The sequence below is a fragment of the Glutamicibacter sp. NPDC087831 genome (assembly GCF_044742845.1).
Lineage (GTDB): Bacteria > Actinomycetota > Actinomycetes > Actinomycetales > Micrococcaceae > Glutamicibacter.
The window spans coordinates 659,835-685,564 of the sequence record NZ_JBIUVH010000002.1 but is presented as its reverse complement, the minus strand read 5'-3'; the positions used below and the strand labels follow the sequence as shown (position 1 = coordinate 685,564).

The 25,730-nt window shown below is 62.2% G+C and carries 28 protein-coding genes; 7 read left to right on the top strand and 21 right to left on the bottom strand.

What is annotated here, in order from left to right:
* Window positions 1-179: 179 nt before the first annotated feature.
* The 4 genes from yjfF to ACIOJF_RS09705 form a co-directional block, all read right to left on the bottom strand.
* Window positions 180-1,169, bottom strand: coding sequence for a galactofuranose ABC transporter, permease protein YjfF (yjfF, locus tag ACIOJF_RS09720; RefSeq protein ID WP_105656174.1), 990 nt, complete (start codon window positions 1,167-1,169; stop codon window positions 180-182).
* Entirely contained in the window at window positions 1,166-2,188 is a 1,023-nt protein-coding gene (locus tag ACIOJF_RS09715; protein WP_105656173.1) for an ABC transporter permease, read from the bottom strand. Before ACIOJF_RS09715 ends, yjfF begins: the two co-directional genes overlap by 4 nt.
* Window positions 2,185-3,687, bottom strand: coding sequence for a sugar ABC transporter ATP-binding protein (locus ACIOJF_RS09710; protein ID WP_402741576.1), 1,503 nt, complete (start codon window positions 3,685-3,687; stop codon window positions 2,185-2,187). The genes ACIOJF_RS09715 and ACIOJF_RS09710 overlap by 4 nt, the downstream gene beginning before the upstream one ends.
* A gap of 170 nt (window positions 3,688-3,857) precedes the next feature.
* Complete coding sequence (locus tag ACIOJF_RS09705; protein ID WP_105656171.1) at window positions 3,858-4,847, bottom strand: ABC transporter substrate-binding protein; 990 nt, start codon at window positions 4,845-4,847, stop codon at window positions 3,858-3,860.
* Window positions 4,848-5,182: 335 nt separating this feature from the next.
* On the opposite strand from ACIOJF_RS09705, the gene ACIOJF_RS09700 reads away from it, so the two are divergent.
* Window positions 5,183-5,683, top strand: a complete 501-nt coding sequence (locus ACIOJF_RS09700) for a DUF456 domain-containing protein (RefSeq protein WP_208294262.1) — start codon at window positions 5,183-5,185, stop codon at window positions 5,681-5,683.
* Here the strand turns inward: ACIOJF_RS09700 and ACIOJF_RS09695 are convergent.
* From ACIOJF_RS09695 to ACIOJF_RS09680, 4 genes are read right to left on the bottom strand one after another with little or no spacing between them, the layout of a single operon-like run.
* Window positions 5,680-6,285, bottom strand: a complete 606-nt coding sequence (locus ACIOJF_RS09695; protein ID WP_105656169.1) for a response regulator transcription factor — start codon at window positions 6,283-6,285, stop codon at window positions 5,680-5,682. The two genes, ACIOJF_RS09700 and ACIOJF_RS09695, sit on opposite strands and share 4 nt — an antisense overlap.
* On the bottom strand, window positions 6,282-7,436 hold the full coding sequence (locus ACIOJF_RS09690; RefSeq protein ID WP_181148762.1) for a sensor histidine kinase: 1,155 nt from the start codon (window positions 7,434-7,436) through the stop codon (window positions 6,282-6,284). Before ACIOJF_RS09690 ends, ACIOJF_RS09695 begins: the two co-directional genes overlap by 4 nt.
* Window positions 7,433-8,188, bottom strand: a complete 756-nt coding sequence (locus ACIOJF_RS09685) for an ABC transporter permease (RefSeq protein ID WP_105656167.1) — start codon at window positions 8,186-8,188, stop codon at window positions 7,433-7,435. The genes ACIOJF_RS09690 and ACIOJF_RS09685 overlap by 4 nt, the downstream gene beginning before the upstream one ends.
* Complete coding sequence (locus ACIOJF_RS09680) at window positions 8,185-9,102, bottom strand: ABC transporter ATP-binding protein (protein ID WP_105656166.1); 918 nt, start codon at window positions 9,100-9,102, stop codon at window positions 8,185-8,187. The genes ACIOJF_RS09685 and ACIOJF_RS09680 overlap by 4 nt, the downstream gene beginning before the upstream one ends.
* 347 nt (window positions 9,103-9,449) lie before the next feature.
* Here ACIOJF_RS09680 and ACIOJF_RS09675 point away from each other — a divergent pair, with 347 nt between their 5' ends.
* Window positions 9,450-10,124 carry a DedA family protein gene (locus ACIOJF_RS09675; RefSeq protein ID WP_388023432.1) on the top strand — a complete coding sequence of 225 codons (675 nt, stop codon included), beginning with the start codon at window positions 9,450-9,452 and terminating at the stop codon, window positions 10,122-10,124.
* Between the two features lie 3 nt (window positions 10,125-10,127).
* Here ACIOJF_RS09675 and ACIOJF_RS09670 read toward each other — a convergent pair whose 3' ends face one another.
* A complete protein-coding gene (locus ACIOJF_RS09670; RefSeq protein ID WP_105656164.1) occupies window positions 10,128-10,484 on the bottom strand; it encodes a DUF2695 domain-containing protein in 357 nt (118 codons plus the stop codon).
* Between the two features lie 104 nt (window positions 10,485-10,588).
* Window positions 10,589-11,785 (bottom strand): pyridoxal phosphate-dependent aminotransferase, encoded by a 1,197-nt coding sequence (locus ACIOJF_RS09665; RefSeq protein ID WP_105656163.1) that lies wholly within the window; start codon window positions 11,783-11,785, stop codon window positions 10,589-10,591.
* A gap of 238 nt (window positions 11,786-12,023) precedes the next feature.
* Between ACIOJF_RS09665 and ACIOJF_RS09660 the strand changes: the two genes are divergently transcribed.
* The 3 genes from ACIOJF_RS09660 (at window position 12,024) to ACIOJF_RS09650 (ending at window position 13,424) form a co-directional block, all read left to right on the top strand.
* Entirely contained in the window at window positions 12,024-12,152 is a 129-nt protein-coding gene (locus ACIOJF_RS09660) for a hypothetical protein (RefSeq protein WP_286134044.1), read from the top strand.
* A 24-nt stretch (window positions 12,153-12,176) separates the two neighbouring features.
* Window positions 12,177-13,025: a fibronectin type III domain-containing protein gene (locus ACIOJF_RS09655; protein WP_286134067.1), complete on the top strand. Its 849-nt coding sequence runs from the start codon at window positions 12,177-12,179 to the stop codon at window positions 13,023-13,025.
* A gap of 153 nt (window positions 13,026-13,178) precedes the next feature.
* On the top strand, window positions 13,179-13,424 hold the full coding sequence (locus ACIOJF_RS09650) for a hypothetical protein (protein WP_105656161.1): 246 nt from the start codon (window positions 13,179-13,181) through the stop codon (window positions 13,422-13,424).
* Window positions 13,425-13,474: 50 nt separating this feature from the next.
* Here ACIOJF_RS09650 and ACIOJF_RS09645 read toward each other — a convergent pair whose 3' ends face one another.
* The 6 genes from ACIOJF_RS09645 to ACIOJF_RS09620 form a co-directional block, all read right to left on the bottom strand.
* Window positions 13,475-13,960: a carboxymuconolactone decarboxylase family protein gene (locus ACIOJF_RS09645; protein ID WP_286134043.1), complete on the bottom strand. Its 486-nt coding sequence runs from the start codon at window positions 13,958-13,960 to the stop codon at window positions 13,475-13,477.
* A gap of 94 nt (window positions 13,961-14,054) precedes the next feature.
* Window positions 14,055-15,266 (bottom strand): 23S rRNA (adenine(2503)-C(2))-methyltransferase RlmN, encoded by a 1,212-nt coding sequence (gene rlmN, locus ACIOJF_RS09640; RefSeq protein WP_166650787.1) that lies wholly within the window; start codon window positions 15,264-15,266, stop codon window positions 14,055-14,057.
* Window positions 15,267-15,464: 198 nt separating this feature from the next.
* Window positions 15,465-15,785, bottom strand: a complete 321-nt coding sequence (locus ACIOJF_RS09635; RefSeq protein ID WP_146112211.1) for a hypothetical protein — start codon at window positions 15,783-15,785, stop codon at window positions 15,465-15,467.
* A 32-nt stretch (window positions 15,786-15,817) separates the two neighbouring features.
* Complete coding sequence (locus ACIOJF_RS09630; protein WP_105656157.1) at window positions 15,818-16,951, bottom strand: NAD(P)/FAD-dependent oxidoreductase; 1,134 nt, start codon at window positions 16,949-16,951, stop codon at window positions 15,818-15,820.
* On the bottom strand, window positions 16,944-17,672 hold the full coding sequence (locus ACIOJF_RS09625; protein WP_286134635.1) for a methyltransferase domain-containing protein: 729 nt from the start codon (window positions 17,670-17,672) through the stop codon (window positions 16,944-16,946). Before ACIOJF_RS09625 ends, ACIOJF_RS09630 begins: the two co-directional genes overlap by 8 nt.
* Window positions 17,657-18,778, bottom strand: coding sequence for a type III polyketide synthase (locus ACIOJF_RS09620; protein WP_105656155.1), 1,122 nt, complete (start codon window positions 18,776-18,778; stop codon window positions 17,657-17,659). The genes ACIOJF_RS09625 and ACIOJF_RS09620 overlap by 16 nt, the downstream gene beginning before the upstream one ends.
* A gap of 167 nt (window positions 18,779-18,945) precedes the next feature.
* Between ACIOJF_RS09620 and ACIOJF_RS09615 the strand changes: the two genes are divergently transcribed.
* On the top strand, window positions 18,946-19,611 hold the full coding sequence (locus ACIOJF_RS09615) for a GntR family transcriptional regulator (RefSeq protein WP_105656154.1): 666 nt from the start codon (window positions 18,946-18,948) through the stop codon (window positions 19,609-19,611).
* Window positions 19,612-19,650: 39 nt separating this feature from the next.
* Here the strand turns inward: ACIOJF_RS09615 and ACIOJF_RS09610 are convergent, their stop codons facing one another.
* The 3 genes from ACIOJF_RS09610 to ACIOJF_RS09600 all read right to left on the bottom strand — a co-directional run bounded on the left by ACIOJF_RS09610 (window position 19,651) and on the right by ACIOJF_RS09600 (window position 22,353).
* Window positions 19,651-20,313 carry a GPP34 family phosphoprotein gene (locus ACIOJF_RS09610; protein ID WP_105656153.1) on the bottom strand — a complete coding sequence of 221 codons (663 nt, stop codon included), beginning with the start codon at window positions 20,311-20,313 and terminating at the stop codon, window positions 19,651-19,653.
* A 60-nt stretch (window positions 20,314-20,373) separates the two neighbouring features.
* A complete protein-coding gene (locus ACIOJF_RS09605; protein WP_402741575.1) occupies window positions 20,374-21,546 on the bottom strand; it encodes a hypothetical protein in 1,173 nt (390 codons plus the stop codon).
* A 78-nt stretch (window positions 21,547-21,624) separates the two neighbouring features.
* Window positions 21,625-22,353 carry a sulfite exporter TauE/SafE family protein gene (locus tag ACIOJF_RS09600; protein WP_402741574.1) on the bottom strand — a complete coding sequence of 243 codons (729 nt, stop codon included), beginning with the start codon at window positions 22,351-22,353 and terminating at the stop codon, window positions 21,625-21,627.
* Window positions 22,354-22,463: 110 nt separating this feature from the next.
* On the opposite strand from ACIOJF_RS09600, the gene ACIOJF_RS09595 reads away from it, so the two are divergent.
* Window positions 22,464-23,639 (top strand): FAD-dependent oxidoreductase, encoded by a 1,176-nt coding sequence (locus tag ACIOJF_RS09595; RefSeq protein WP_105656150.1) that lies wholly within the window; start codon window positions 22,464-22,466, stop codon window positions 23,637-23,639.
* Window positions 23,640-23,643: 4 nt separating this feature from the next.
* On the opposite strand, the gene ACIOJF_RS09590 is transcribed toward ACIOJF_RS09595, so the two are convergent.
* Complete coding sequence (locus ACIOJF_RS09590; RefSeq protein ID WP_219844106.1) at window positions 23,644-24,675, bottom strand: agmatine/peptidylarginine deiminase; 1,032 nt, start codon at window positions 24,673-24,675, stop codon at window positions 23,644-23,646.
* Window positions 24,668-25,645: a nitrilase-related carbon-nitrogen hydrolase gene (locus ACIOJF_RS09585; RefSeq protein ID WP_105656149.1), complete on the bottom strand. Its 978-nt coding sequence runs from the start codon at window positions 25,643-25,645 to the stop codon at window positions 24,668-24,670. The genes ACIOJF_RS09590 and ACIOJF_RS09585 overlap by 8 nt, the downstream gene beginning before the upstream one ends.
* Window positions 25,646-25,730: the final 85 nt, after the last annotated feature.

The following is a 25,730-nucleotide window of genomic DNA, read 5'->3' as shown; positions in this document are numbered from 1 at the left end:
GTTTTAGAGGCAATAGCAATGCCCCCACTTCGCAATCTATCGCGAAATGGGGGCAAGCTGTTGTCCAGGCTGGAAATTATTACTTCCCGGTTCGTTGTACGCGAATTGGAGCTAGGTGGCTGGATACGACCCAGGGCCCGGTACGCTAATACCGGGCCCTGGGCCCTTCCCTTCCGGGCTTAATTTCGCCGCAAGGTAAGAATTCGTTGCAAGACCACGAAGATCAGCAGCAATCCGCCGATCACGATCTTGGTCCACCAGGAACTCAAGGTTCCCTCGAAGGTGATGATGGTTTGGATCAGTCCGAGCACCATCACGCCAACCACCGAGCCGAGAATGAAGCCCATGCCGCCGACAAGCAGGGTTCCACCGATAACCACTGCGGCGATCGCGTCGAGCTCCATGCCCACACCGGTCAGCGCATAGCCCGAGCGCGAGAACATGGCGAAGAGGATTCCGCCCAGCGCCGCACAGGTGCCGGAGATGACGTAGACAACCACCTTGGTGCGTGCCACACGCAATCCCATCAGGGTGGCTGATTGCTCGCCGCCGCCCACCGCGTAAACGGTGCGGCCGAAACGGGTGCGGTGCAGCACCCACCAGGACCCGGCAATCACCAGCACGGCGATGACCACGGCCGCGGTCAACCGCCAGCGCCCCGCAGAAACACCCCAGCTCGACAGGGCGACAAAACCCTCATCGCGGATCGGCACGGATTCCGGGGCGAAGATGAAGCACAGGCCGCGGGCCAAGAACATGCCGGCCAAGGTAGCCACGAAGGGCTGCACCTCGAAGTACTGGATCATCACTCCCATGCCCAGGCCGATGATCGACCCGCTGAGAATCGCGATAGGCAGCACCAGGGACAACGGGATCCCGGCATTGAGCATGGTTGCGGTGATGACCGAGGACAGGGCCAGCACCGCACCGACCGACAGGTCGATGCCGCCGGTGAGAATCACGAACGTCATTCCTGCTGCCAGCACGATCAAGTGGGCATTGTTGATGAACAGGTTGGATAGTACAGCGGGCGAAAGGAAATTCTCGTAGCGCACTCCGCCGATGACGAGCATCAGCCCGAAGACGACCACAGTGCCCAGAACCGGCAGGTAGCGCCGGTCCACATTCAATTTGGATACGGACTTGCGCGGAACACTGAGGATGCTCATGCTCCCACCTCCTGGTAGCGGCGGCGTTCGCGCAAGGAACCGAGCATGGCGCGCAGCCGGGTTGACATCATCAAGGTCACGGCAATGACCACGATGGCTTTGAATAGCGAAGTGACCAGCGGTGAAACGCCCAGAACGGTCACAGCCAGGCTCAGGGTGGTAATGATCAGCACGCCAATCATGGTGCCCGCGAGGTTGAACTTGCCGCCGGCCAGGGACGTGCCGCCGATAACCACGGCGAGAATGGCATCCAGCTCTATGAACAGTCCCGCATTGTTGGCATCAGCGGCCATGGTGTTGCCGGCGAAGATCAGTCCGGCCAGGCCCGATAGCAGGCCGCACAACACATAGACGGTGAATACCAGAGTTCTTGATTTCACCCCTGAAAGCCGGCTGGCTTCCGGGTTGATGCCTACCGCTTCGAGCAGCATGCCCAGCGCAGTACGCCGTACCACGAGGGCCACCACCGCAAACACGCCGTAAGCGATGATCGCGGCCACCGGCAGGCCCAGCACATAGCCCGAGGCCAGTTTGCTGAAAGGTGCGCTATTGACCGTGGTGATCTGGCCGTTGGTAATCAGCATGGCCACACCGCGGCCGGCAGTCATCAGGATCAGCGTGGCGACGATCGGCTGGATGCCGAAGTTCGCCACCAGCACGCCGTTGAATGCGCCGAGGATCAGGCACAGCCCCAAGGCCACGATGACGGCGCCGACGGCTGTACCTGCGGATCCCGGATTGGCCGAGCTGGCGATGAATGTCAGCGCCACGGCTCCGGAGATCGCGACGGTGGCACCCACCGACAGGTCGATGCCGCGGGTGGCGATCACCAGAGTCATGCCCACGGCAACCAGCAGCAGCGGCGAGCTATTGCGCAGGATGTCTATGGGGGCACCGAACAGGTGCCCGTCCAGCACGCTGATGCCCAGGATGTCCGGGCGCTTGATGGTGCAGGCTAGCAGCAGCGCGAGCAGCGCAATCGCTGGCCAAAACAGGCGATGCTTGTAAATACGGGTCATTTGTTTTCTTCCCCGGTGGCGATGATTTCGATCAGGCGTGGCACATCCACATCTGGAGTGCTTGGAATTTCGGCAACCTTGGCGTGATCGCGCATCACAACGATGCGATCCGAGAGGCGCAGGACTTCTTCTAGCTCAGCGGAGATGAAGACCACCGACATGCCCTGTTCAGCTAGTTCGGAGACCAGGTTCATGATTTCGGTCTTCGCGCCGATGTCGATTCCGCGGGTGGGCTCATCGAGGAGCAACAGCTTCGGAGCGGTGGCGAGCCAGCGGGCCAGCAGAACTTTCTGCTGATTCCCGCCCGAGAGGTTCTTGAGCAGGGCGTTCGGATTGGCCGGACGGACGCCCAGTGCCTTGATATAGGCGTCCACGATTTGGGTGGCTTTGGTCTTGGGCAGCGGGCGGATCCATCCGCGCGCTGCCTGCAGGCCGAGGATGATGTTCTCGGCCACGGTCAGCTCCCCCACAACCCCTTCACCCTTGCGGTCTTCGGATGTGTAGGCGATTTTGCGGCCCAGGGCCTGCCGGGGAGTTCGCAGCTTCACCGGTTTCCCGCCCAGCTTGATCACCCCGTCATCTGCCTTGTCCGCTCCGTAAAACAGGCGCGCGAGTTCGGTACGGCCTGAGCCCAGCAGGCCGGCCAAGCCGATGACTTCCCCGGGATAGAGGTCCAGATCGAAAGGCTGCACCGCTCCCTTGCGCCCGAGTCCCACTGCCTGCAGCAACGGTTCGGCGTCGGCCGCGCGTTCGGTTGCGGCGGTGCGTTCATTGGCGCCGCCCACTTGGGCATCGGAGGTGCCAGCGATCATCAGCGAGACCAGTTCACGTTGCGGCAGCTGGTCCTTCTCTCGTTCTTCCACCAATTGCCCGTTGCGCAGCACGGTAATGCGGTCGGCAATGGCGTAGATCTGGTCCAGGAAGTGCGACACGAAGAGGATCGCCACACCATCATCACGCAACTTCCGCATGACCTCGAAGAGCTGGGCCACCTCGTCGGTATCCAGGCTCGAGGTCGGTTCATCGAGAATCAGCACCTTGGCGTCGACCACCATGGCGCGGCTGATGGCCACCAGCTGCTGGACGGCCAATGAATGGGACCCCAGCGAGCTGGCCGGGTCTATCTTCAGCCCCATCCGCTCCAGATAGGTTTGGGCCTGGCGCCGCATGGTTCGCCAGTCAAGACCACCGAAACGGCGAGACTCGCTGCCGAGCATGATGTTTTCGGCCACGGTGAGATTGGTGCAGAGATTCACCTCTTGGTACACCGTAGAGATGCCGCGTTCGCGGGCATCGGCGGGGCCTGTGAAGCGGGTGTCGTTGCCGTTAACCGTGATGGTTCCGGAAGCGATCGGATTCACTCCAGTCAGAGCCTTGATCAGGGTAGACTTTCCAGCGCCGTTCTCCCCCATCAGGGCGTGGACTTCACCGGGAAAAAGCCGGAAGCCAACGTTGTCCAATGCTTTGACCCCGGGGAACTCCACGGAAATTCCAGCCATTTGAACGATGGGCTTCGTTGTAGGAGAATGCTGCACGGTGATTTCCTCAGTCCGTGACATGGGTGTTGAATCAATCATTAACTTGCCTCTGCGAGTTGCTTGTCCTGCCACCTGGTGGTGAACCGGCGGGCCAGCTTGTGGCCCGCCGGTTCGTGCTCTTGCCTGCGTTTCTAGTAGGTGCGATCGGCCAGGACCTCGGCCGCTTCATCCTGGGTGAAGGCGGCGTCTTCAACGACGATGCGCTTCTCCACAGATTCGCCGGCTACAACCTTCTTGGCGATTTCTGCCAAATCCTCGCCCAGCAGCGGGTTGCATTCGACGATGTAGTTGATCTTGCCATCAACCAATGCCTGCATGCCGTCCTTGACCGCGTCAATGGTGACAATCTTGATGTCCTCGCCTGGCTTCTTGCCTGCTGCCTCGATGGCTTCAATGGCGCCCAAGCCCATGTCATCGTTATGGGCGAAGACCAGATCGATATCGTCATGGGAGTTCAAGAAACCTTCCATGACCTGCTTGCCGCCTGCACGGGTGAAGTCACCGGTCTGCGAGTCGATAATCTCGATGTCCGTGCCCTCAATGGCCTTTCCGAAGCCTTCCTTGCGGTCGATGGCCGGTGCTGAGCCGGTAGTTCCCTGCAGTTCGACAACCTTCAGGTCCTTGTCCAGATTCTCTACAACCCAATCCCCGGCCCGCTGTCCTTCTTCAATGAAGTCGGAGCCGATGAACGAGGCAAAGAGCGTGTCATCGGTGGTGTCAACGGCGCGGTCCGTGAGGATCACCGGGATATTGGCGCTCTTGGCTTCTTGCAGCACAGCATCCCAGCCCGTTTCTACCACTGGGGAAAACGCCAGGACGTCAACGCCCTGCGCGATGTACGAACGCAGAGCCTGGATCTGGTTCTCCTGCTTCTGCTGGGCATCAGAGAAGCTGAGCTTGAAGCCGTTTTCTTCGGTCAGGGTGTCTTGGATGTCCTTGGTATTCGCCGCGCGCCACCCGGACTCGGCGCCAACCTGCGAGAAACCGATGGTAATGGTCTCAGAACCGGATCCTCCGCCTTCGCTGCCACTGGAATCCGAGCCGGCGCATGCGCTCATGGCTGCCATAGCTGCGATGCTGAGCGTTGCCAAGCCAGTGCGCAAAAAGGTCTGTCGTTTCATCGTGAGTTCCTCCTCGTAGGTCCCCGCCGGATAATGGTGGAGTGAATGGTCTCCGGCACCAGAACAATGTGTCGATGGTCACAATGTTAGCGCTAACAATTTAGGGTGTGAAGAGCCTTCCGGCTTTTGATTTCTTTTTCCATTGCCAACGGGCGACGCTTTTCAATCTAAATCGATATCCGACTAGGTAAAAAGGAATCAATGAGAGAAGGGAAATTATCCGGATTTAATCAATTGTTTGTTCGTCAGCTCGGCATTCGGAACAAATATCCCTGAATTCTTGTCCTGCTTGACGGTGCGCCTCATGCAAGGATGCAGTGTGCGAAACTGGGCATGTGGATGCACAAATTATTTACACGATTATCGCCGGGCTGCTGCTAGTTGTATCGGCATTGGGCACCATCTTCCCGGTGCTGCCCGGCTCGTTGCTGACGATCGGCACGCTCTTGGGCTGGGGCTGGCTGCTGGGTTCCGGCGCTTCCTGGTGGGCGGCCGGCCTGGGCATGGCGATCGCCCTGCTGGGCTGGTCCGCCTCTGCGATCCTGACCGGCAAGAAACTCAAGGAACATCAAATCCCCAAGGGTTCCATTCTCTTTGCGGTCGTGGGTGCCATCGCCGGTGCTTTCCTCATTCCCGTGATCGGCATGTTCGTCGGTTTCGCAGTGGGCCTATTCGCCGGTGAAAGCGTGCGCCGGCGCGAAGTCTCCGGCGCGCTCGGCTCATCCTGGGCCGCGTTGAAGGCCATGGGCCTGGGCATCGTCGTGGAATTCGGCTGCGTGCTGCTGGCCTCCTCAATTTGGGTCATAGGCCTGATTACCCACTTCGTAACGCGCTAGATCCAGCCCATCTCGCGGGCGTAGCGCGCGGCCTCAATGCGGTTGGCAGTGCTGGTTTTGCCGATCGCATTGGACAGGTGGTTGCGCACAGTTCCCACCGACAGGTGCACCGCCGAGGCAATCTGCGATACCGGCGAGCCTGAGGCGGCCAGTGAAAGGATCTCGCGCTCACGCCCGGTTAGCGGGTTGCTGCGGCTCTCCACGCTGAGCATGGCACGCTGCGGATCCACTACCTTGTCCCCGCAATAGACCCTGCGGATGGCGGCAATCAGCTCGGCCGGCGGAGAATCCTTGACCAGGAAGCCGTGCGCTCCGGCTTCGAAGGCCTGGCGGAAATATCCGGGACGGTCAAAGGTGGTCAGGATCAGCACCTTCACCTCGGCGTGGCTGGCCTTGAGTTCTGCTGCGGTGCGCAGCCCGTCGTGCCGCGGCATCTGCACATCCAGCAACGCGATGTCGGCGGGGTGCGCATCCAGTGCGGCGGCGACCTCGTCACCGTCGGCGCATTGCGCAACGACGTGGATGTCTTCTTCGAGGTTCAGCAAGGCTGCCAGTGCGCCCCGGACCAGGTGCTGGTCATCGGCGATGAGAATCCGGATCACGCTGCACTCCCCTCTGCCTCGAAGGCCACTTGCACGCTGGTTCCGCCCAGCCGCGATGCCCCTACTGTACAACTGGCACCGAATTGCTTGGCGCGTTCCTGCATTCCCCGGATGCCGTGGCCTGGCGTGCTGGCTTGCAGGCCATCCCCGTCGTCATCGACGCTGACTTTTCCGGGTTCCAGATGCAGCACGATGGTGCTGGCGTGCGCGTGGCGCAGCACATTGGTGACCGCTTCGCGCAGGATCCATGCCACATGCGAACGCAGCTGCATCGGGACTTGCTCGGCGGTTCCTGCCACCGTGAATTCGAGGTTGTTGTCGTCGCACGCCTGCTGCAGCTCGGCCAGTTCCCCGGCCAGGTCCTGGCGGCTGAGCCCCTGCACCGTCGTGCGCACGGAGTCCAGCGCGTCCACGGCCAGGGCGCTGAGTTGTTCCAGTTCCCCGCGGGCCTGGGCGTACTGTTCCTGGTCCATCAGGCGCAGGGCCAGCTGCGCCTTCAAATTCAATGCGGTCAGCGAATGCCCGATGCCATCATGCACGTCCCTGGCCACGCGTTCCTGCTCGGCGACCAGCAGGTAGTCGCTGCGGATCTTTTCTGCTGCGGCCGAGCGCCGAATGGCGGCCACGGTAATCGCGTACACCACCATCAGCACGAGGTTCAGGCCGATCAGGAAGATCGCGTCCATGAACTGCCCGTAGACGATCGGCAGCGCGAAACTGAGCACCAGCACCGCGGCGTAGGCCGCGATGGCCCACTTCCTGCTGAGCAAGAAGATCGCGAAGGAGGTGATGAAGGGGAAGAGCCCCATGGTGGTCAGCCCGATGACCGGGATGCCCAGGGCGATAATCGCGCAGAGGACCAGGAAGTTCGCATGCGCCCTGCGAGCGCTGGTTCCGCCTTGCCCGATGTTCTGGGAGAATTTGGCGTACGACTGCAGGTAGACGGCGGCGAAGAGGGCGATCAGCGCCAGGCCGATGATCCGGGTGGGCAGCGTGTAGTCTTCCACGAGAAGGTCCAGCACCGGGAAGACCAGGAAGATCACCCAGACGCCGGCGATCAGCCAGCCTCGGCGATCCCAGAATTTCTGGTCCTCGTCGATCTCGCAGAGCGGATCGTCCGCTGGCGCGGCGCCGGGCAGGTTGCGGCTCACTGGCGTGCCTTGGCCTTCCTGGTGGCGAGTACCGCGAAGAGAACGAAGATGAGTGCCCATGCCACTAGGTTAGCGGTTGGGATCCACAATGCGTCCGGGGCCATTTCGACTCCGGCGGGCATGTCCTTGAGCAATGGGTAGCGGGCCAGTGCTACGTAGCCGTACATCGGGGTGAAGCGGGCCGCGTCGAGCATGCCTCCTTCCAGGGGCATGAAGACATTGCCGAAGAAGGCGAAGAACACCATCAAGCCTGAGGCCAGGCCCAGGGCCGATTCGGATTTGAACACCATGCCCACCCCGATGCCGTAGCAGGCGAAGACCATGGCGCCGAGCAGGATGATCAGGTAGCTCGCTCCCCAGATCCAGCCTTCTTGCACTTCGGCTCCAGTCGCGGCGCCCAGGGCGAAGACTACTGCTGCCGAGGCACCGGCTACGGTGGCCGCGACGATCATCTTGCTGCTGACGAACATGGCCGGCGGCATTTTGGTCAAGGCTATTTGCCTGCCCCATCCCTGCATGGTTTCGGTGGCCACGGTCCCGGCGATTGCCACAGTGCTGACCGCCGCCCCGTAGGCTGCCATGGAAATCATCAGATAGAACTTCACGTTGCCTGCGCCCAGCTCGAACTCGGTGTAGCTGGGGATGTTGCCGAACAGGATGTACATGGCGGCGGGCAGCAGCAGGGCGAAGATCAGGTTGTACCCATCGCGGAAGTGCCGTGCGAATTCCACGCGGATGTAGGTGCTCATCATGATGCGTCCTTGGTCAGCTGGATGAAGGCCTCTTCCAGGCTCGGCGAGGAAATTTCCAGGTCGTAGCCCTGGTAGTCGGCGAGCAGGGCGGCCGCGAAGCGGTCCGAATCGACGCTGTGGAAAGCGAAGCGCAATCCGTTGCGTTCGGCTACCTGCACCGAATTATCAAAAGCTCCGGCTCGTTCGGCATGCTCCGCCGAGGGGAAGGAAGCGCTGACGGTGCGTCCGGAGATGAGCTTGCGCAGCTCTTCGGTGGCGCCGTCGGCGACAATGCGGCCTTGGCTCATCAGCACGGTGCGTTCTGCGAAGTTCTGGGCTTCTTCCAGATAGTGCGTGGCGAAAATGACGGTGCGCCCTTCGGTAGCTTCTTCTCGCATCGTGGCCCAGAAATCCCGGCGGGCCATCACGTCCATTCCGGCAGTTGGCTCATCGAGGATCAGTACATCCGGGTCGGGCAGCAGAGCCAAAGCGAACTTGATGCGCTGCTGCTCGCCGCCAGAGCATTTGCCCACGCGCCGCTTGGCGATTTTATCCAGCCCCGTGCGTTCCATGACCGGCCCAATGCGATCTGCTTGCTCATGCATGTGGGCGATGACTGACACTGTCTCCTTGACGGTCATATCGCGCAGCAACCCACCGGTTTGCAAGACGGCAGAGACCCTTCCAGCGGAGATGGCTTGGCGCGGATCCAAGCCGAGGATTTCCACCGACCCTCCTGTGGGTTGGGTCAGGCCCAGGATCATGTCCACGGTTGTCGTCTTGCCAGCTCCGTTGGGTCCTAGGAAGGCCACGATCTGTCCGGTCTGGATCTGCAGGTCAATGCCCTTGACTGCTTCAACTTTGCTGCGCGGCGTTGAGAAGGTCTTCTTCAAGCCGCTGAGCGAAACTGCATTCGTTCTAATCAGCGTTTCCATGCTTCTTAGTCTTCCCCCTTTGCCGGGTGTGCAGAAGAGCAGAAAGTCATGCGTTGCCCATGACCGTTGTCATGGACCGAATCCAGGTGGCTCGATGCAACCTCGCCGACTTTTACGTCGAATCCCGCTGTGAGCTTGGCAACTTGCCGCTTCCCAATGCTCCCTCGGCTCTCGTTGCTGGCCCCGTGAAAAGCCATGATCACTACGGGTCAACGAACAACTTGGAGATTTTCGCCCTTGTGGCCGGGTTGTCCCCCATCAGAGATTACGGATGGCACTCTGGGAAACTCACAGCGTACTCACGTAGGATTTTTGCTGTGCTAGATCATTCTTCGTTTCTTTCCCTTGTGACCGATTATGCGGCTCCAACCATGGGCGCGGCTTTCCTGCCCGACTGGTTGAACCCAGTCGTCTTCCTGAACAACCCCGCGCTTGGCCCATGGGTCTTGCTGCTGGTTTGCGCCATTGTCTTCGCCGAGACCGGCTTGCTGGTGGGCTTCTTCCTGCCAGGCGACTCGATGCTCTTCACCGTTGGCATGCTCATTGCCACCGGCACCATCCAAATTCCGTTGTGGCTCTTCGCCGCCGCGATCTTTGTCTGCGCCTTCGCAGGTGACCAGACCGGCTACATCATTGGCAAGAAATCCGGACCTGCCATCTTCAAGAAACCGGATTCCCGCTTCTTCTCGCAGAAGAACGTTGAGCGGGCCCACGAGTTCTTCGAGAAGTTCGGCGGCCGCGCGGTGATCCTGGCACGCTTCGTTCCAGTGGTCCGCACCTTCGTCCCGGTAATCGCTGGCGTAGCGAGGATGAACCACAAGACCTTCATCCTCTACAACCTGATCGGTGCCGCCCTGTGGGGTATCGGCGTCACATTGCTGGGTTATTGGCTGGGCCAATTCACCTGGATCGAAGAGAACATCGACCTGATCTTCATCCTGATCGTCCTCATCTCGGTGATCCCTATTGGTGTTGAACTGCTCAAGGCCCGCAAGCCGAAGAGCAAGACCCCCGAAAACTGATCTTCAAGCACTTCGGCGGCGGAACTGACCGCCGCCCCACTGTACGCCGCGGCGCATCAACCAATGTTCACATGGTTGGATTGTGCCGCGGCGTACTCCTTTGCAGACAAGATTTTCGTCATTGTCCACGGCTTGAATCGCTTCACGCGTGATCGGGCGGATGGCATTGGCCAGCACTTCGCAGTCGCAGAATCCGCCCAGCAGCTGCATTTTCCGGTCAATCGCGGTAGCTCGCGGAGCGCTCGCATCGCGATAAGACAAGAGGAAGAGATGGGTCCCGTCGCATCCTTGCGCGCAGACCGCACGATACAAATAGCACGCAAGGCATTCATGTTCGACAGGTTCGAGTACTGCAGGCATTGGTGGCTCCTTGAAACAGTGGATGGCAGTAACGAAGCGTTACTGCCATCCACTGTCCATTTTGAAGCGCCGCGCGCAGCGCATTGCTCACCTAATGTGGAAAACTAGCTTCCTGCCAAGCTCTGCCGTAGGAAAGCCGCAACGCGTTCCAGGGCTTCTGCCACACGCTCATATCCGGCCGCGAAGGACAAGCGGATAAACAGGTGGCCTTCGAACGGATCAAAGTCGCCGCCAGGGGTCAGCGCAACATGCGCATGCTCCAAAACCGCTTGGCAGTACTTGCCCGCAGAACCGAAATGCTCCAAGACTTCGGGGGCCAACCGGCCGTAGAGGTAGAAAGCCCCATCGGCGGGAGCTGCCTCGCTGATGCCCAAGCTGCTGAAGTGCTCCAACACGTGGGCTCGGGTGCGGGCGAACTCGTCCACGCGCTCATTGGCTTCATCGAGGCTCCGCTGTTCAAAGGCAGCTACCACCGCGCGCTGTGCTGGCGCTGGAGCGCACAAGGCGAGGTTCGAAGCCAGTGCGTCCACCGTTGGCACTAGCTCATCGGGCACGATCATCCAGCCCAGGCGCCAGCCGGTCATCCCCCAGTATTTGGAGAAGGAGGAGACAACGATGGACGAGCGGGAGAACTCCCACGAGGTATGTGCCTTGCGGTCTGGGACGAATTCAATGCCGTGATAGATTTCATCGCTAATCAGCCGCACATCATTTGCTTCGCACCAGGTGGCCAAGTCCGAGAGCTCGCCTGCGCTGAACATGGTTCCGGTGGGATTATTCGGCGACGCAACAACCAGCCCATCGAGGCGTCCATGCTCCTTCTTGGCCGCCTCAAGCAGCTGCACGGTGGGCTGGTAACGCTGCGCTGCACCGGTGGGCAGGTCGACAACTTCCAGCCCCAGGGCACCCAGAATATTGGCGTAGGCCGGGTAGCCGGGACGGGCCAGCGCCACCACGTCTCCAGCATCGAAGGCTGCCAAGAACGAAAGCTGGAATGCACCGGAGGAACCTGTGGTCATCACGAAGTTCTTTGCGGGGATCTGTAAGCCATAGGTATCGAGGTAGTGCTTCGATAAGGCCTGTCGGGTTTCGAGCAGTCCCGCAGTTGAGGTGTACCCGAAGTCGGCATGCTCGGCATGCAGCTTCGCGGCCAGGTCATTCACGGCCGCTGGAGCACCGCCGCCAGGTTCTCCCACGCACAACGAGATCACGTCGTGGCCGGAGGTCCGCATCGTGGCGACCTGATCAACAATTTGCATCACTTCAAAGGGAGCTACCTTGGAACGCTGGGAGGCTTGCACTGTTTGTCCTTCTTTTCGCAGGCGTGGAAAACCGAAGCGCCCTCGCTTTGGTCTTCTCAGCTATCTGCTTCAAGGCTATCGGCTCCAGCTTGGTATTAGTGCGCGAGACAGCCGGTGAGCAGGCTCACCGACCCAGTTCACCCTTCGTTTGCCTCATATCCACCCTTGGGGCACGCGCCCCGGGCATCCTCAAGGTACCCGCCTTTTGCAGGCGACACCTCGCACAGGAGAACGCACTATGAACAACAAGCCCCTCTCGGCCGCACTTGCCGCCGCTGTATTGATCCCGTTGGTCTTGGCGCCGGCAGCCAGCGCCGCTGCTCTGCCAGGAACCGCTGCTTCCGCGCTTCCAGCGGTAACGGCCTAGTCCCCAGAACCGGGTTTCCGCGTACTGCCCTACCTCCAAGCTCCTGCTGCCACGTCGATGACCATCAACTGGATCAGCGAAACCGATGAGCCGGGCACGATAAGCCTCTCGGGACCGGGACTGGGAAAGTCCGGGAAGCAGAGCAGCGCACCACAGTACCTGGATCTCATGGAATACACCCGGGCCGAACTTGATCAGCAGATCGAGGGCTTGGAACAGGGCTCGTGGTTGAAGTCGAATTCGAACTACAAGCACTCGGTGACCCTCCAGGGCCTGCTGCCCGGAAAGTCCTACAACTACACCGTGACCCAATCAGGAGAAACCCACAGCGCGGCTTTCAAAACAGCTCCCAAGGGCGGGGCGTGGAAAAACGTGCGCATCATTGCGTTCTCAGATTCTGAAACCGAACCACGCGGACGCACCGAACACCGCGAGTGGGAGCTCTCCCCGGTCAACGGCTACACCGCAGATTCCATCCAGCGTCCGGGCGCGGGGTCCAAATGGGACCAGCAGTTCGGCATGACCACCCGCAACGGCGAACCGACCCTGCGCTACCCGCTGGACCAGTCCACCGCATTCAACGAGAACCTCAAGCACATCGAAGCTGCCGATCCGGACCTGGTCATGATGGCAGGCGATCTCACCCAGGGTTCGGGATACCAGCCGGCGTGGGATGAGTTCTTCGGCCATGTGGCCGGCGAGCATTCGGACTTGGCCTCCAGCGTTCCGCTGCTTCCAGCTTTGGGCAATTGGGAAACCTATGCGGCGCTGAACGGCGGCTACGGCACGGAAACCGACCTTGACCCCGGTTCACATTTTCCCCCAGCAGGATTCGGAATACCAGTTGGAAAAGACCGAGCGACGCGCCTATGACGACGTCGTGAGCTTCGCGGTAGGCAAGGATGGCGTGCCGCTGGCGAAGTAGTGCCCACGGCAGCGACGACTTGTCGCCACGGCTGCACGTAGTGGAGTATTGAAGCAGACGGCAAGACGCTGGTCAGAGCATCGTAGAGAGTAAGGCAGCAGATGAGTGAGCAACGCGTTTTCAAGGCAGTAGTCGGCAAGGAAGGCGGCTGGTGGAACATCTGGGTTCCGGAATTGGACCATGTGACGTCCACCCGGAAATCACGCAAGATCGCCCTTTACACCCGCTCACTGATCGCTGCGGTTCTGGGGATTGACGAGTCTTCATTCCGCGTGGAACGAGAAGTGGTCAGCGCCGAGGAATTCGAACGCCGCTACACCGAAGCCGTACGCAAAGCCAACGCCTGAGTTCGTATTGGCCGCCGTTTACCCCCACCCGGGCAAACGGCGGCCTTTTGCTATTTGTCCGCCTTTTCCAGTTCGCGTTCCTTGACCGGGTGGCGCGAAAGGATGGAAATCCTGTTGAAGGCATTCATGGCGACGGCGATCCATTGGATGGCTGCCACTTGCTCATCGCTGAGCACCAGCCGGGCCGAAGCCACCGCTGCTATGCGCTCATCGGGATTAGGCAGGTCCGTGGCGGCTTCTGCGATGGCCAACGCTGCGCATTCTTCTTCGCTAAACAGGCCGCCGCATTCATCCCAAGTGCTCAGCAGGTTGATGCGTTGCAGACTCTCCCCTGCGTCCAGTGCCTTGCGGGCGTGAAGGTCCAAGCAGTAGGCACACCCATTGATCTGCGAGACGCGCAGGTTGATCAGCTCGGCGGTGCGGTCGCTGATTCCGGCTGCGCGGTAGGACTTGGCGACATCTTTGGAAAATCTGCCAATCGAGTTCCATAGCTCTGGATTGGTCTTATCAAGGAAAAGCGGGTCTGAAACGGCCATATCAGAACCATACATGCAGTCGTAGACCTCCTGCACGAAGAGGGGTCGTTAACGCACCGTGGAGACCAGCGAAAGCTGGTCTCCACGGTAAATGCTACTTGTCGCCGTCGGCTGCGAGCTGGCCGCAGGCGCCGTCGATTTCCTTGCCTCGGGTATCGCGCAGCGTGGTTGGCACGCCGAGCTCATCGAGGCGGCGAACGAACTTGGATGTGATATCCGGTTCGCTGCGGGTCCAAATGGAGCCCGGCACCGGGTTCAGCGGAATCGGGTTCACGTGCACCCAGCCGCGGCCGCGCGCGTTCAGCTTCTTGGCCAGCATTTCTGCACGCCATTCGTGGTCGTTCATGTCCTTGATCAGCGCGTACTCGATGGAGACGCGGCGACCGGTCTTCACGTAGTAGTCGTACGCGGCATCCAGTGCCTCGTCGACCTTCCAGCGCGAGTTGACCGGGATCAGCTCGTCGCGCAGCTCGTCATCCGGCGCATGCAGCGACAGCGCGAAGGTGACCTGGACATTCTCCTCGGTCAGCTTGCGGATCGCCGGAACCAGGCCAACGGTGGAGACGGTGATGCCGCGGGCGGCCATGCCCAAGCCCTCAGGGGCATCGGCGACCATGCGGTGCACGGCGTTCATCACGCGCTTGTAGTTGGCCAGCGGCTCGCCCATGCCCATGAACACGATGTTGCCCACGCGCTCCTCGGGGTGCTGGCGTCCGCCCAGTCCGCCTTCGGCGATCACGCGGTTGGCCTGGACGATCTGGTCCAGGATTTCAGCGGTGGACATGTTGCGGGTCAAGCCCGCCTGGCCGGTGGCGCAGAACGGGCAGTTCATGCCACAGCCGCACTGCGAGGAAATGCACAGGGTGATGCGGCCCGGATAGCGCATCAGCACGGACTCGACCAGCGAGCCGTCGAACAGGCGCCAGAGGAACTTGATGGTCTTGCCATCATCGGTTTCCAGGCGCTTGACCTCGGTGAGCAGCTTCGGGAACATGGCCTCGGCCAGTTCCGCACGGCGCTCCTTGGGAAGATCGCTCATCTTCTCCGGGTCGGTGGTGTAGTGCTGGAAGTAGTGCACTGAGAGCTGCTTGGCGCGGAAGGCCGGCAGTCCCAGTTCCTTCAGCTTGGCCTGGCGCTCGGCCAGGGACAGGTCAGCCAGGTGCGTTGGCGGCTGGGAGACACGGCGCTTGGTGGCGAACTGCAGCTCTGGACGACCATCGGCACCCATCTCCTGCTTCCAGCCTTCGGCGGTTGGAACGACCTGGGCGCGGCCTTCGGCTTCGGCTCGGGACTTGGAGATGCGCATCTGCTGGGCGCGCTGGGCCGCGGCCTGCTCATTGCGCAGTGCCTTGCGTTCTTCGGCGGAAAGTGGGGTGGAATCGATGGAAGTCATTGCTACCTATTGTTTCATGTATCCGCGAGTATTTGGCGGTGAGTTTGGGCACGCAAAAACAGTGCCGCACCGCCAATCTACCGGCGGCGCGGCACTGCTGCATTCGAGTGTTCAGTACTTGAAGGATTCCTTCAGGTGGCCGAGGTTGCCCACGGCACCGGCAAGGTCCATGTCCCCCAGATGCCCGCTGGTGGCAGAGGCCGGTCGGTCTTTGCTCCAGTGCCGGAATCCATCTTGATGCTCGCGGGTGACCACCGTATCACCGGTGCCGGCCATGACCGCCTCCAGCTGGAAGGTTTCGCCCCAGAGGGGCTCGCCATGGTCGGTTTCACCCAGGTAAGCCCTGACTTCTCCGCTGACCGAGCCGTTGGCGAGCTGCTTGTCGATGTGCATTTCCTGCGCCGTTGGGCGCCATCCGGATAGATGCTCCATTCGCAATCAGTCTTCGAAACGTTGCCATTTCGTCATGCGACGGGAACCGAACGCTGTCCGGGACCGGTCATCGTGAAGTCGCGCGCCACCTTCTCATGCAGCCAGGCACTGGAGGCCAGCCGGGAAAACGCCGAATCCCGCAAAGGGACGGCCCAGCGCGGCAGTGCACGGCCCAGCAGCATGTTCGCCTGCGCACGCCGGGCCGCACTGCGGGCGGCCCCGAGCCGCAGGTCGTCCAAGGCTTCAAGGGGTGCCCTGGCGGCAATGAGCTGCACCACCGCCTGCGCATCAGCCAGCCCCAAGCTCAGCCCCTGCCCACCGATCGGGCTGATCTGGTGGGCCGCATCGCCCAGCAGCACCACGCGCCCATGGAGCATCGAGGGCACCATCCGGGTGGCAGTGCCGAAATTGCTGGTCATCGTGCAGGCCTCGGCGTCAAGAAGGTATCCGGTGCGGTCCAAGATGGTCTCGGCCAGCATGCCCGGCGAATCATCGACCTGCGTTTGCTCGATGCGCACCACCCAGCGCCGCCGCGCAGCGGGCAGCGGGAAGGATTCGACAATCCCCTGCTGATGCAGGAAAAGCGCGGCAGTGTGCGCCAGCCCAGTGGTCTCCGGGAAGTCCCCCATCAGGTAGCGGTCCCGATGGTCCCTTCCGGCAAAGCCCACGCCGAGATCCCTGCGGACCGCGGAACGGACCCCGTCGGCTCCGGCCAGCCACAGGGCCCGGTGAACCACGCCGCCAGCGGCAAATTCCACCGCCTGCTCTGACTGCTTAAGAACCTGCTCGAAAGCGCAGTCCATCATCAATGACCCCGGTGCCAGCTGTTCCAAGCGCTCGCGCAGCAATTGCTCGGTGTCCTGCTGCGGCAAGGACAGCACATACGGGTATTGGCCGCCAATAGTGGAGAAATCCATCGAAGCGATACTCCGCCCGCGCGAGATCCCCAGTCCGCCGCGGATCTGCACGCCGCCGCGCTGCACCGCCGGTCCCACGCCGAGCCGCGCCAGGACCTCTTGCGCTGGAGGATGCAGGCCGATGGCGCGCGAGTGGGCTACCGGTGCGCCGCGCTGCTCGAAAACCCGAACGGCATGCCCGCTTTGGGCGAGCTCTATGGCCAGCGCCAGGCCCACCGGCCCGGCGCCGATGATCGCGGCGTCATCCATGGCCGCCAGCTTCCCAGAGCAGCAGGTTGCGGTAGGGCCGCTGCGTGCGCACCTCCCAACCAGGGCGGAGCAATGGCCCCAGTTCCCCCGGCACGAAGCTGCGCCGAATGGAGGTCAGGCCATCGCGCCGGATCAGCGAACTGCCTGCCAGCGGCAGGGTCGCCAGCCCGAACAGGCCCAGCGCCACCGGGGAACGCCGGATATCGCTGTGCAACCCGATCCCGGTGCACAATTGCTCGGTCTCGTCCTGCAACTGGCGCAGCTGGTCCGTACCCAGATGGTGCAGCAGGTGGTTGGAGAGCACCAGGTCGAACTGCTCGCCGTCGGCCGCTAGCCGGGTGCTGGTCGTTTCCCGGAATTCCAGCACCCCGCGCGGCAGCTTGCAGCGTTGCAGCGCTTGCCGGGCGTAGGAGATGGCCCGGGGATCCGGGTCGATACCGCACACTGCCACCTCGAACCCGTCGGCGAGCGCCCAGCGCGCCAGATTCGCCGCAATGTCTCCTCCCCCGCAGCCCACGTCCAGTATCCTGGCCCGGACCCGGCGCGCCAGCAACGGGCGGATGCACTGCACGTAATTGCCCCGCCAGCCGGCTACTATCCGGTTCACCAGAGGGAACTGGGCGTAGGTGCGGCGCAGCAGCACCGGGTCGCAATCCGGGCGGTCCATTTCCTCGATGGCTTCCGCTGCCCGCGCCAGCCGGAGCATTATCCTTGCCGGCATATGGTGAACAGCCCGGATTCCACGGTCAGCCCCGGACCGAATGCCATGGAGCAGACCCTTTCGCCCTGGTCCGCAGAGGCCGCTTCCAGGATTTCCTTGAGTACGAATAGCACCGTGGCGCTGGACATGTTCCCGTAGCGATCCAGGATCGCGCGGGCTGGCACCAGCTGCTGGTCATCCAGGCCCAGCCGGTTTTGCACCCGGTCCAGGATGGCCCGGCCCCCGGGGTGCAGACCCCAATACTGGATCCGGTCCACGGAGAGTTCCGGGTCGGCGTCCTTGGCCAAGAGCGGCTGCAGCGCCCCGGTGATGTGCTCGTCGATGATGTGCGGAACGTAGGTGCCCAGCACCATCTCGAATCCATGGTCGCCGATATTCCAGGCCATGGCCTCCTCGCCCACCGGGGTGAGCACGGTTTCGAAGCCGTCCATTTGCAGCAGCCCGCTGCCCTGCGCCGAGACGATCACCGCCGCGGCCCCGTCGGCGAAGATGGCCGAACCCATGATGGTGTCCGGGTCATTGGAGCTGTGCACATGCAACGTGCACAGCTCGGCGCAGACCACCAGCACGGTGGCTTGAGGATCGGCCAGGCAGAAGTCGCGGGCCGCGCGCAGGGCGGGGAACGCCGCGTAGCATCCCATGAAACCAAGGTGGTGGCGCACGGTGCTCGGTGCCAGCCCCAGCGCCCGCACGATCTGGTAGTCCGGGCCCGGGTTGTAGAACCCGGTGCAGGAGACGGTTATGACGTGGGTGATATCTTCCGGGGCAAGGTCCGGGCAGGCGTCGAGGGCCTTTTTCGCGGCGTTCGTGAACAGCGCGCTGGCCTGCTTCGCATAGATGCCGTTGCGTTCGGCGGTGCTCGGGGAGAGCAACCGGCCTTCAACCCGGTCGTAGAACAGCGGAGTTTCGGGTTCGGGCAGGGAGAGGTCGAATTCATCGACGCAGCTGTACCTGGTGCTGATCGCGGCGGAGTTGAACGAGGTGGCGATGAGCCGTTCACCCAGCCGGCTCAGGTTCGGCTGGCTGGCGAAGACATCGCGGATCTCTTCCTGGGCCAGGGTCGTCGCGGGAACTGCGGTTTGAATCGTGCGGATCTTCACTGACATGACCCGAGCCTAGGACCGACGCGGCGGAAGGTAAACAGTTTTGGCGAATTACCAGCAATAGCCCGGGTATTCTGTTCCGCCGTGCGCGTGGATTATCTATCCCCTGCGAAGAATATGATTATTGTTATTAACATCAGATTCAATCGATCACGCATGAAGAGGTCAGCTTGGCAAAGGCATCAGTTCATTCCCTGGAGGGTATCCGCCGAACCATCCTTGATGGCTTCTGGTCCCCCGGCGACCGCCTTCAGCCGACCACTTTGGCAGAACAGTTCGAGACCAGCACCACCGTGATCCGCGAATCGCTGACACGGCTAGCGGGGGAAAACCTGGTGGTCATCCGCCCAAACCGCGGCTTCTTCGTGCCGGATCTGAACCTGCGCGAACTGGCGGATATCACCGAACTGCGGTGTTCCACCGAGGCACTGGCCGCCCGCTTGGCGGTGGAGCGCGGAGATGTCGCGTGGGAATCGAACTTGATCGCAGCCCACCACAAGCTTTCGCGCACCCCGCGGCGTTTGCCGGAGGAACCTGGCACCGTCAACCCCGCATGGTCCGAGGCGCACCGCGAATTCCACCATGCATTGCTGGTACCGTGCGATTGCCAGCCGATGCTCAAGCTCTCTGCCGACCTTTCGAACTTCACCGAGCTGTACCGCCGCTGGGCTGCCCCGTCGAAGGCCGCAGGCAAGCGCAACGTTGAGAAGGAGCACCAGGAAATCCTGGATGCCGCCTTGGATCGTAATGCAGCCCTGCTCGGCGAGCTGCTCAATAGCCATTACCGCTCCACTATCCAGGTGGTCATGGATGCGGGATTGAGCACCCTGCGCTGAATCATCGCGCAGTAGTCTTTCCTTGCGGGCGCCGTCCAGCTATTTCTTTCCGGGCGCGGGCGGAATGACGCGCTGGGTAACGATGGCGGCGTTCATCGCTGCCACTGCCCGTTGCGCTGAATCGGCTGCCGGTGAATCCTGTGCGAGTTCCGCAATCCGGGACTGCGCTTGGCTTCCCGACATGGGTGCCAGCTCGTCTTCCAGCACATGGTTCACCAGGCCTATCGCCTGCAAGATCGCGAGCACGGTGGTATCGCTGGTTCCCGGGATCTTCTGTCCGTGCAGGGCGCCTTGTAAATCGGTCCGGATCTGGCGCTGGATCTGCTGGTTGATGAGGCGGACCCGTTGCTTGCCCAAGCCCAGCAGTGTGCGTTCGCCGTATTCGATAATCCCGGCCTTGGCCAAGGAATCGGTCAGCGAGCGGGCATCGCACAAGGAATTGATCTTCACCGCTTCGTCGAGGCTCAGATTGCCTCTCTTTTCCAGCTTTTCCAAAGGCGCGGCGAGAACTGGATCCGGGCAGGGGCCGGCACCGATGAGGTGGATCTGCCGATGCTGATCCTCGCTCAACGCCACACGCCCAGCGATCATCAAGTCGGTGATGATGGCAGCATTCATGCCGTATCCCGTAGCTGATACAACTGTCTCCGGCTTTTCGGAGTCATCGGCCATTAGCAAGTAGAGCTTTTCCGCAATCAACATATTTTCAGGCTACCGGCCCGCAGAGGCGAAATGCTTCAGCCTTCCGACGGATATTCAAGTTCAGCCGCCCTTGGCCGCGGACTTCTTCGCCTTGGCTACTTCGGAAGGCGAGTGGGTGGTTCGGGGTTCTGAACGGTCCTGGGTCATCGCCGAAGTCGTGCGGATGAACACCGAGATCCAGCTGAACATGATGGCCACGACCGAGAGCTCGAAACCGGTCAGGTTGTAGTAGGACCATTCGCTCCACAGCTGGAAGGCCGCCCAGATCGCGCCAATGGCCGCGTAGGACAGCATATGGAACACCGCAGGGTAGCCAGGCAGCAGCACGACGGTGCCCAGCAGCAAGAAGATCATGGCTGCCGAGACCATCTGCACGAAGGCCGAATGCACTTCCATGGCCACGTCGAAGGGAACCAAGCCAATGCCGATAATGCCGACCGAGACAATCAGCAGGCACCAGCGCACGAGCCACGGCCGCGGACGCACCATTCGTGCAATCCTGTATCTTTCCAGCGCCGGGCGGCAACGGTAGGACTGCGCCAGGCGGACCAGGTCGCGGGTCAGGAACTCGGTGAAGGCCGCCAGCACCAAACCGGAAATCACCAGGGTGAGGTTGAAGGTCCAGAAGGAGCCCATGCCGGCCTGCGTTGTTCCCAGCGAAGAGAACATGCTCTGCCACCAGCCTTGGTCTTCAGCCAGCAGCATGCTGATCAGCACGCCAGCGCCCATGAAGATGCCCAGCACCACGGAAAGTGATTCCGCGTTGATCCGCGCGGTTGCTTCCAAGGACAGGTAGGCGGAGATGCCCGTGGCGACGCTGACCGCCAACGCGCCTGCCAGCACATCCAGATGCAGCCCGTAGAAGGCCTGTTGGAACAAATGGAACACAACCAGCAGGATCATGACAGAACTGGCTACGTGCACCAATACGAGGCCCAGGGCCGTGATGATCTGGCGCCATTTGGGGATCTTCTTCAGCCACGGTTCACGTGCCCGCAGCATCGAACGGAAAGCATAGGCGCTGCTGGTTCCGGCCGAGACAGCACCGCAAGCGGCGGAGACGATGCCCACGGACTGATCGCCAAAGAGCGGCGGACGCTCGCCGGCAAAGACAATGAGCCCCACAACCAACCCGAATAGGGAACAGAACAGGCCAGCCCACAGGGCACGGCGCTCAATGTCTAGTTCGCTGACTCGTTTGCTGAGAGTTACATCGGGATATTGGGAATGCACGGAGTACATTCTCTCATTTTCATTGAAGAACGTGTACCGCTCGCGGCGCCGCCGCACACCGCGCAGCAGCGCACTGCGCTAGTGGGAGGCCAAGTCGACCAAGCCGCTTGCCATGAGGCTCAAGGCACCGCCGAAGGCAATCAGTATCACGAATGCGCGACTGAATTTTTGCGGGATCCTCGGAGCCAGGTAATTGCCCAGCAAGATGCCCAGCACCATCGCACCAAGACAGGCACCCCACTGCTGCCAATCCAGTTGAGGCATGCCGCCCTTGGCGGCCAGGGACGTCAGCGACAGCACCAGGAAGTAGAGCTGCACGGAGATGGCGAATTGCGCCTGCGGCCAGCGGCTGGCCACAGCGTATCCCGCGATGGCCGGGCCGGAGACACCGGCCGTCACCGACATGAAACCGGAAACTGCCCCGGCACCGACGGCCAATCCCTTGCTTTGGGCCAGCGCTAGATTTCGAATCATGAAACTCGAAACCAGTGCCAGGATCACCATGAACGAAATGCCGATGGAAAGCCATGGACCCTCCAGCGAGTTCGCCAGCCAAACCCCCGGAACGGTCATGAGCATGGCCGGTATGAGCATGAAGGCGACCTTCCGGTACTCGACCTGACGGAAGACCTGCGCAAAGATCAGCAAACTGCTGCAGGCGCCGAGCAGGTTGACCAGCATGACCCCCTCATGGGGTCCCAAGACCATGACCAGGAAGGGCGAGGAGACCAGCGCGAACCCCATTCCAGAGATCCGTTGCGTGGAGGCGCCCACGAAAACCGCAGCTGCCAAGCCGATTACCGCCACTAGTTGCACGCTGCCTCCGCTTTCCCGATTCCCATCCTCTATTACGTTAGTCCACGGCCAATGAGTCAATTGAATGGAGCCCGCTTCAGTTGGAGTTTTACGCTGTAGAGGTGAGCAATGACGTAGATTTCCTGATTATCGGCGGCGGCGCGATGGGCTCGGCGGCCGCGTGGTCCCTGGCCTCTGCCGGGCACGAGGTCCTGCTGCTGGAACGCTTTGCCCCGGGGCATATGGAGGGCGCCTCGCACGGAGCAACCCGCAACTTCAATCCTGCTTACACCGAACTGGAGTATCTTCGCCTGCTGCAGCGTTCCGACGCTTTGTGGGATTCGCTTTCCGAGCAAGCCGGCACTCTGCTGCTGGAACGCACCGGATTGGTCAATCACGGAATCGTTGCCGAACAACGGGCAATGCAGCAGAGCCTCGCCCACGCAGGATTCGGCAGCGAGCTGCTGAGCATCGCTGCGGCAGAAGAGCGTTTCGCGGGAATGAAGTTCGAGACCGAAGTCCTGCATATCCCCGCCGGCGGCCAGATCAATGCCGATCTTGCGGTAGCTTCGCTGCAGAAGCTGGCCGTAGCGCACGGAGCTGCCGTGGAATACGGGCACCGGGTGACCGCTCTGCAGGTGCTTGCCGATGACCGTGTCGAGGTGCAAGTCCAGCACCAGGGCACCGTTTCGGCTATCCGGGCCCGCCATGCCATCGTCACCGCGGGGGCTTGGACCGCGCTGCTGCTGGGCGATGCGCTCAAGCTTCCTGCCATCCACGTCACCGAAGAGCACCCGGTGCATTTCGCGCAGAAGGACCTGCCGGCGCACTGGCCGGGGTTCAACCACACCCTGGATCCGGCACGGGATATCGGATCACGCGTCTTCGGGCCCATCTACGGCATGCGCACCCCGGGGGAAGGCATCAAGGTGGGCTGGCATGGTTCCGGACGGATCATCGATCCGGAGCACCGGCCGCACCAGGCCAGCGACGAGCAGCTGCGCGGACTGCAGGACTACGCGGCACGCTGGCTTCCGGGAGCGGATCCTTCGCGCTACGAAACGGTGTCCTGCACCTACGCCAACACCGCCGACGAGCACTTCATCCTCGATTCGCTGGGGCCGGTCACCGTCGGCGCGGGATTCAGCGGCCACGGCTTCAAATTCGTGCCCGCCATCGGCGAATACCTGGCCGACCTGGCCCTGGGCCGGCGTGCGGCCGACCCCCTGTTTTCCGCGACTCGCACGGCGGCGAAACCGGTCTTCCTGGAACGCCGCCGCGCGGTCGGCCTGGGCTAGGGGCCTATTCCCGTTCGGTGGCGGGCAGCTGCTGGGTGATGCAGTGGATGCCGCCGCCGCGGGCGAACAGCTCGCGCGCATCCACGCTGGCCACTTCCCGTCCGGGATAGGCCGCCTCCAGGATGCTCGCGGCCTGGTGGTCGTTGGGATCATCGAAGCTGCAGGCGATGACCCCGCCGTTGGTCACCAGGTGGTTGATATAGGAATAGTCCACCCAGTCCTCGGCATCGCGCAGCACCGTCGGCGCCGGAACGGCAATGAGCTCCAGCGCCCGTCCCTGCGCGTCGGTTGATTGCTCCAGCCGTTCGCGCACCGCCTGCGAAATCGCGTAGTCCGGGTGCCGCGGATCCTGCTGGTCGTGGTAGAGCACCACGCCGGGCCGGGCGAAGCAGGCGACGATGTCCACGTGGCCGCGCGTGCCGAATTCCTCGTTGTCGCGGCTCAGCCCGCGATCGAGCCAAATGGTCTTCCGGGTTCCGAGCAGCCGGGCGAACTCGTCCTCTATGTCCTTCTCGGTCTTGCCCGGGTTGCGGCCCGGATCCAGCTGGACGCTGCGCGTGGCCAGTACCGTGCCCTCGCCGTCCACGTGGATCCCGCCGCCCTCGTTGGTGATCGACGCCCGAATCTCCTCTGCGCCAGCAAGGCGCGCGACATGGCCCGCCACCAGTCGGTCCTTGTCCCAGGACGCCCAGCTCTGCGCGCCCCAGCCGTTGAAATTCCAGTTCACCGCCTTGAGCTGGCCCTGTGCGGTGCGCACGAAGCTCGGGCCGGAATCACGCATCCAGGCATCGTCCAGCGGGTGCAGGCAGTAGCTGACCGCATCACCCAGATGGCGCCGGGCTGCGGCTTCGCTGGCCGGGTCCACCACCATCGTGACCGGGGTGAAAGCGCTGACCGCCCGGGCCACGGCGCTCCAGGCGGCGCGGGCCGCTTCGGCCTGCGCTTCGGTTTCTCCCAGCGTGTAGCCGCCGGAGGGAAATGCCATGAAGATGCGCTCATGGGCTTCGGTTTCTGCCGGCATGCGCAACTCAGGCATGGGTCTGCGTCCGTTCTCCCAGCTGGGCGTCTTCGCGCGGCGCCGCCAGCGCCGCGTAGGTATCGGGACGGCGGGTGCGCAGGAAGGGGAAGAGCTCCAGCCAGTCACGCCGGGCGTCCAGGTCCAAGGTGGCCACGAGCACCGCTGAGGCATCGCGCGGGGCGCGGGCCAGGATGCGGCCGTAGGGGTCCGAGATGAATGACGAACCGTAGAAGTCCAGTGCTCCCTCGTCGCCCCACCGGTTGGGGACAACCATGAACAGCCCGTTGGCAATGCCGTTGCCGATGATGGTCTGGCGCCACAGCGGCTCGGTGTCGAAGTCCGGGTGGTCCGGCTCGGAACCGATTGCGGTGGGATAGGCCAGCAGGTCCGCTCCGGCCAGCGAATAGATGCGCGGCGGCTCGCTGAACCATTCATCCCAGCAGGTGGGCAGGCCCATGGCCAGGTCCCCGAGCGCCGCGATGCGGTGCACCGGATAGGGCTCGTCATTGGGCCCTTCGCGGAAGTATTTGTCCTCGTAGTAGCCTGCGGTCCGCGGAATATGCAGCTTGTTGGTCAGCGCGACGATCCGGCCCTGCGGGGAAAGAACCACTGCGGTGTTCAGTCCCAACCCGTCGGCGGCCGGAGCCTTGCGGAACAGCGAGATGTGCACGTGCAGGTTGTACTTCGCGGCCATCTCGCGGGCGAAGGCCACGGTCGGCCCGTTCTCCAGATCCTCGGCGGTCTCGTCCGCGGCGTCGGCGTCCGGGATCTCGAAGGCCGGATATTTGCCCAGGGTCAATTCCGGGAGGAAGACGATGCGCGCGCTATGCTTGGCCGCGCGGGCAATGCCGTCCTCCAGTTCCCCGCGCAGTTCCCGCGGGTCTTCACGCCAGCGGTGCTGCACCAGCGCAATGGTGATCTCGCCGCGCGACTTGGCTTCGGCACGCGCTGGGGAAACGGGTGGTTCAAGGGCCAGGATCTCTTGCATTGGGCTCCCCTTCAGATATTAAACGAATGGTATTCGTTTACAGATTAGGTCCAGCGACGGCCTCGGCGCAAGAGATTTAACGAAT

Coding starts and splice junctions, on each gene's coding strand:
- yjfF (WP_105656174.1), bottom strand. CDS start 1,169: ATGAGCATCCTCAGTGTTCCGCGCAAGTCCGTATCCAAATTGAATGTG.
- ACIOJF_RS09715 (WP_105656173.1), bottom strand. CDS start 2,188: ATGACCCGTATTTACAAGCATCGCCTGTTTTGGCCAGCGATTGCGCTG.
- ACIOJF_RS09710 (WP_402741576.1), bottom strand. CDS start 3,687: ATGGCTGGAATTTCCGTGGAGTTCCCCGGGGTCAAAGCATTGGACAAC.
- ACIOJF_RS09705 (WP_105656171.1), bottom strand. CDS start 4,847: ATGAAACGACAGACCTTTTTGCGCACTGGCTTGGCAACGCTCAGCATC.
- ACIOJF_RS09685 (WP_105656167.1), bottom strand. CDS start 8,188: ATGATGAGCACCTACATCCGCGTGGAATTCGCACGGCACTTCCGCGAT.
- ACIOJF_RS09680 (WP_105656166.1), bottom strand. CDS start 9,102: ATGGAAACGCTGATTAGAACGAATGCAGTTTCGCTCAGCGGCTTGAAG.
- ACIOJF_RS09670 (WP_105656164.1), bottom strand. CDS start 10,484: ATGCCTGCAGTACTCGAACCTGTCGAACATGAATGCCTTGCGTGCTAT.
- ACIOJF_RS09660 (WP_286134044.1), top strand. CDS start 12,024: ATGAACAACAAGCCCCTCTCGGCCGCACTTGCCGCCGCTGTATTGATC.
- ACIOJF_RS09650 (WP_105656161.1), top strand. CDS start 13,179: ATGAGTGAGCAACGCGTTTTCAAGGCAGTAGTCGGCAAGGAAGGCGGC.
- ACIOJF_RS09645 (WP_286134043.1), bottom strand. CDS start 13,960: ATGGCCGTTTCAGACCCGCTTTTCCTTGATAAGACCAATCCAGAGCTA.
- rlmN (WP_166650787.1), bottom strand. CDS start 15,266: ATGCGCATCTCCAAGTCCCGAGCCGAAGCCGAAGGCCGCGCCCAGGTC.
- ACIOJF_RS09635 (WP_146112211.1), bottom strand. CDS start 15,785: ATGGAGCATCTATCCGGATGGCGCCCAACGGCGCAGGAAATGCACATC.
- ACIOJF_RS09630 (WP_105656157.1), bottom strand. CDS start 16,951: ATGGATGACGCCGCGATCATCGGCGCCGGGCCGGTGGGCCTGGCGCTG.
- ACIOJF_RS09625 (WP_286134635.1), bottom strand. CDS start 17,672: ATGCCGGCAAGGATAATGCTCCGGCTGGCGCGGGCAGCGGAAGCCATC.
- ACIOJF_RS09620 (WP_105656155.1), bottom strand. CDS start 18,778: ATGTCAGTGAAGATCCGCACGATTCAAACCGCAGTTCCCGCGACGACC.
- ACIOJF_RS09610 (WP_105656153.1), bottom strand. CDS start 20,313: ATGTTGATTGCGGAAAAGCTCTACTTGCTAATGGCCGATGACTCCGAA.
- ACIOJF_RS09590 (WP_219844106.1), bottom strand. CDS start 24,675: ATGCCTGAGTTGCGCATGCCGGCAGAAACCGAAGCCCATGAGCGCATC.
- ACIOJF_RS09585 (WP_105656149.1), bottom strand. CDS start 25,645: ATGCAAGAGATCCTGGCCCTTGAACCACCCGTTTCCCCAGCGCGTGCC.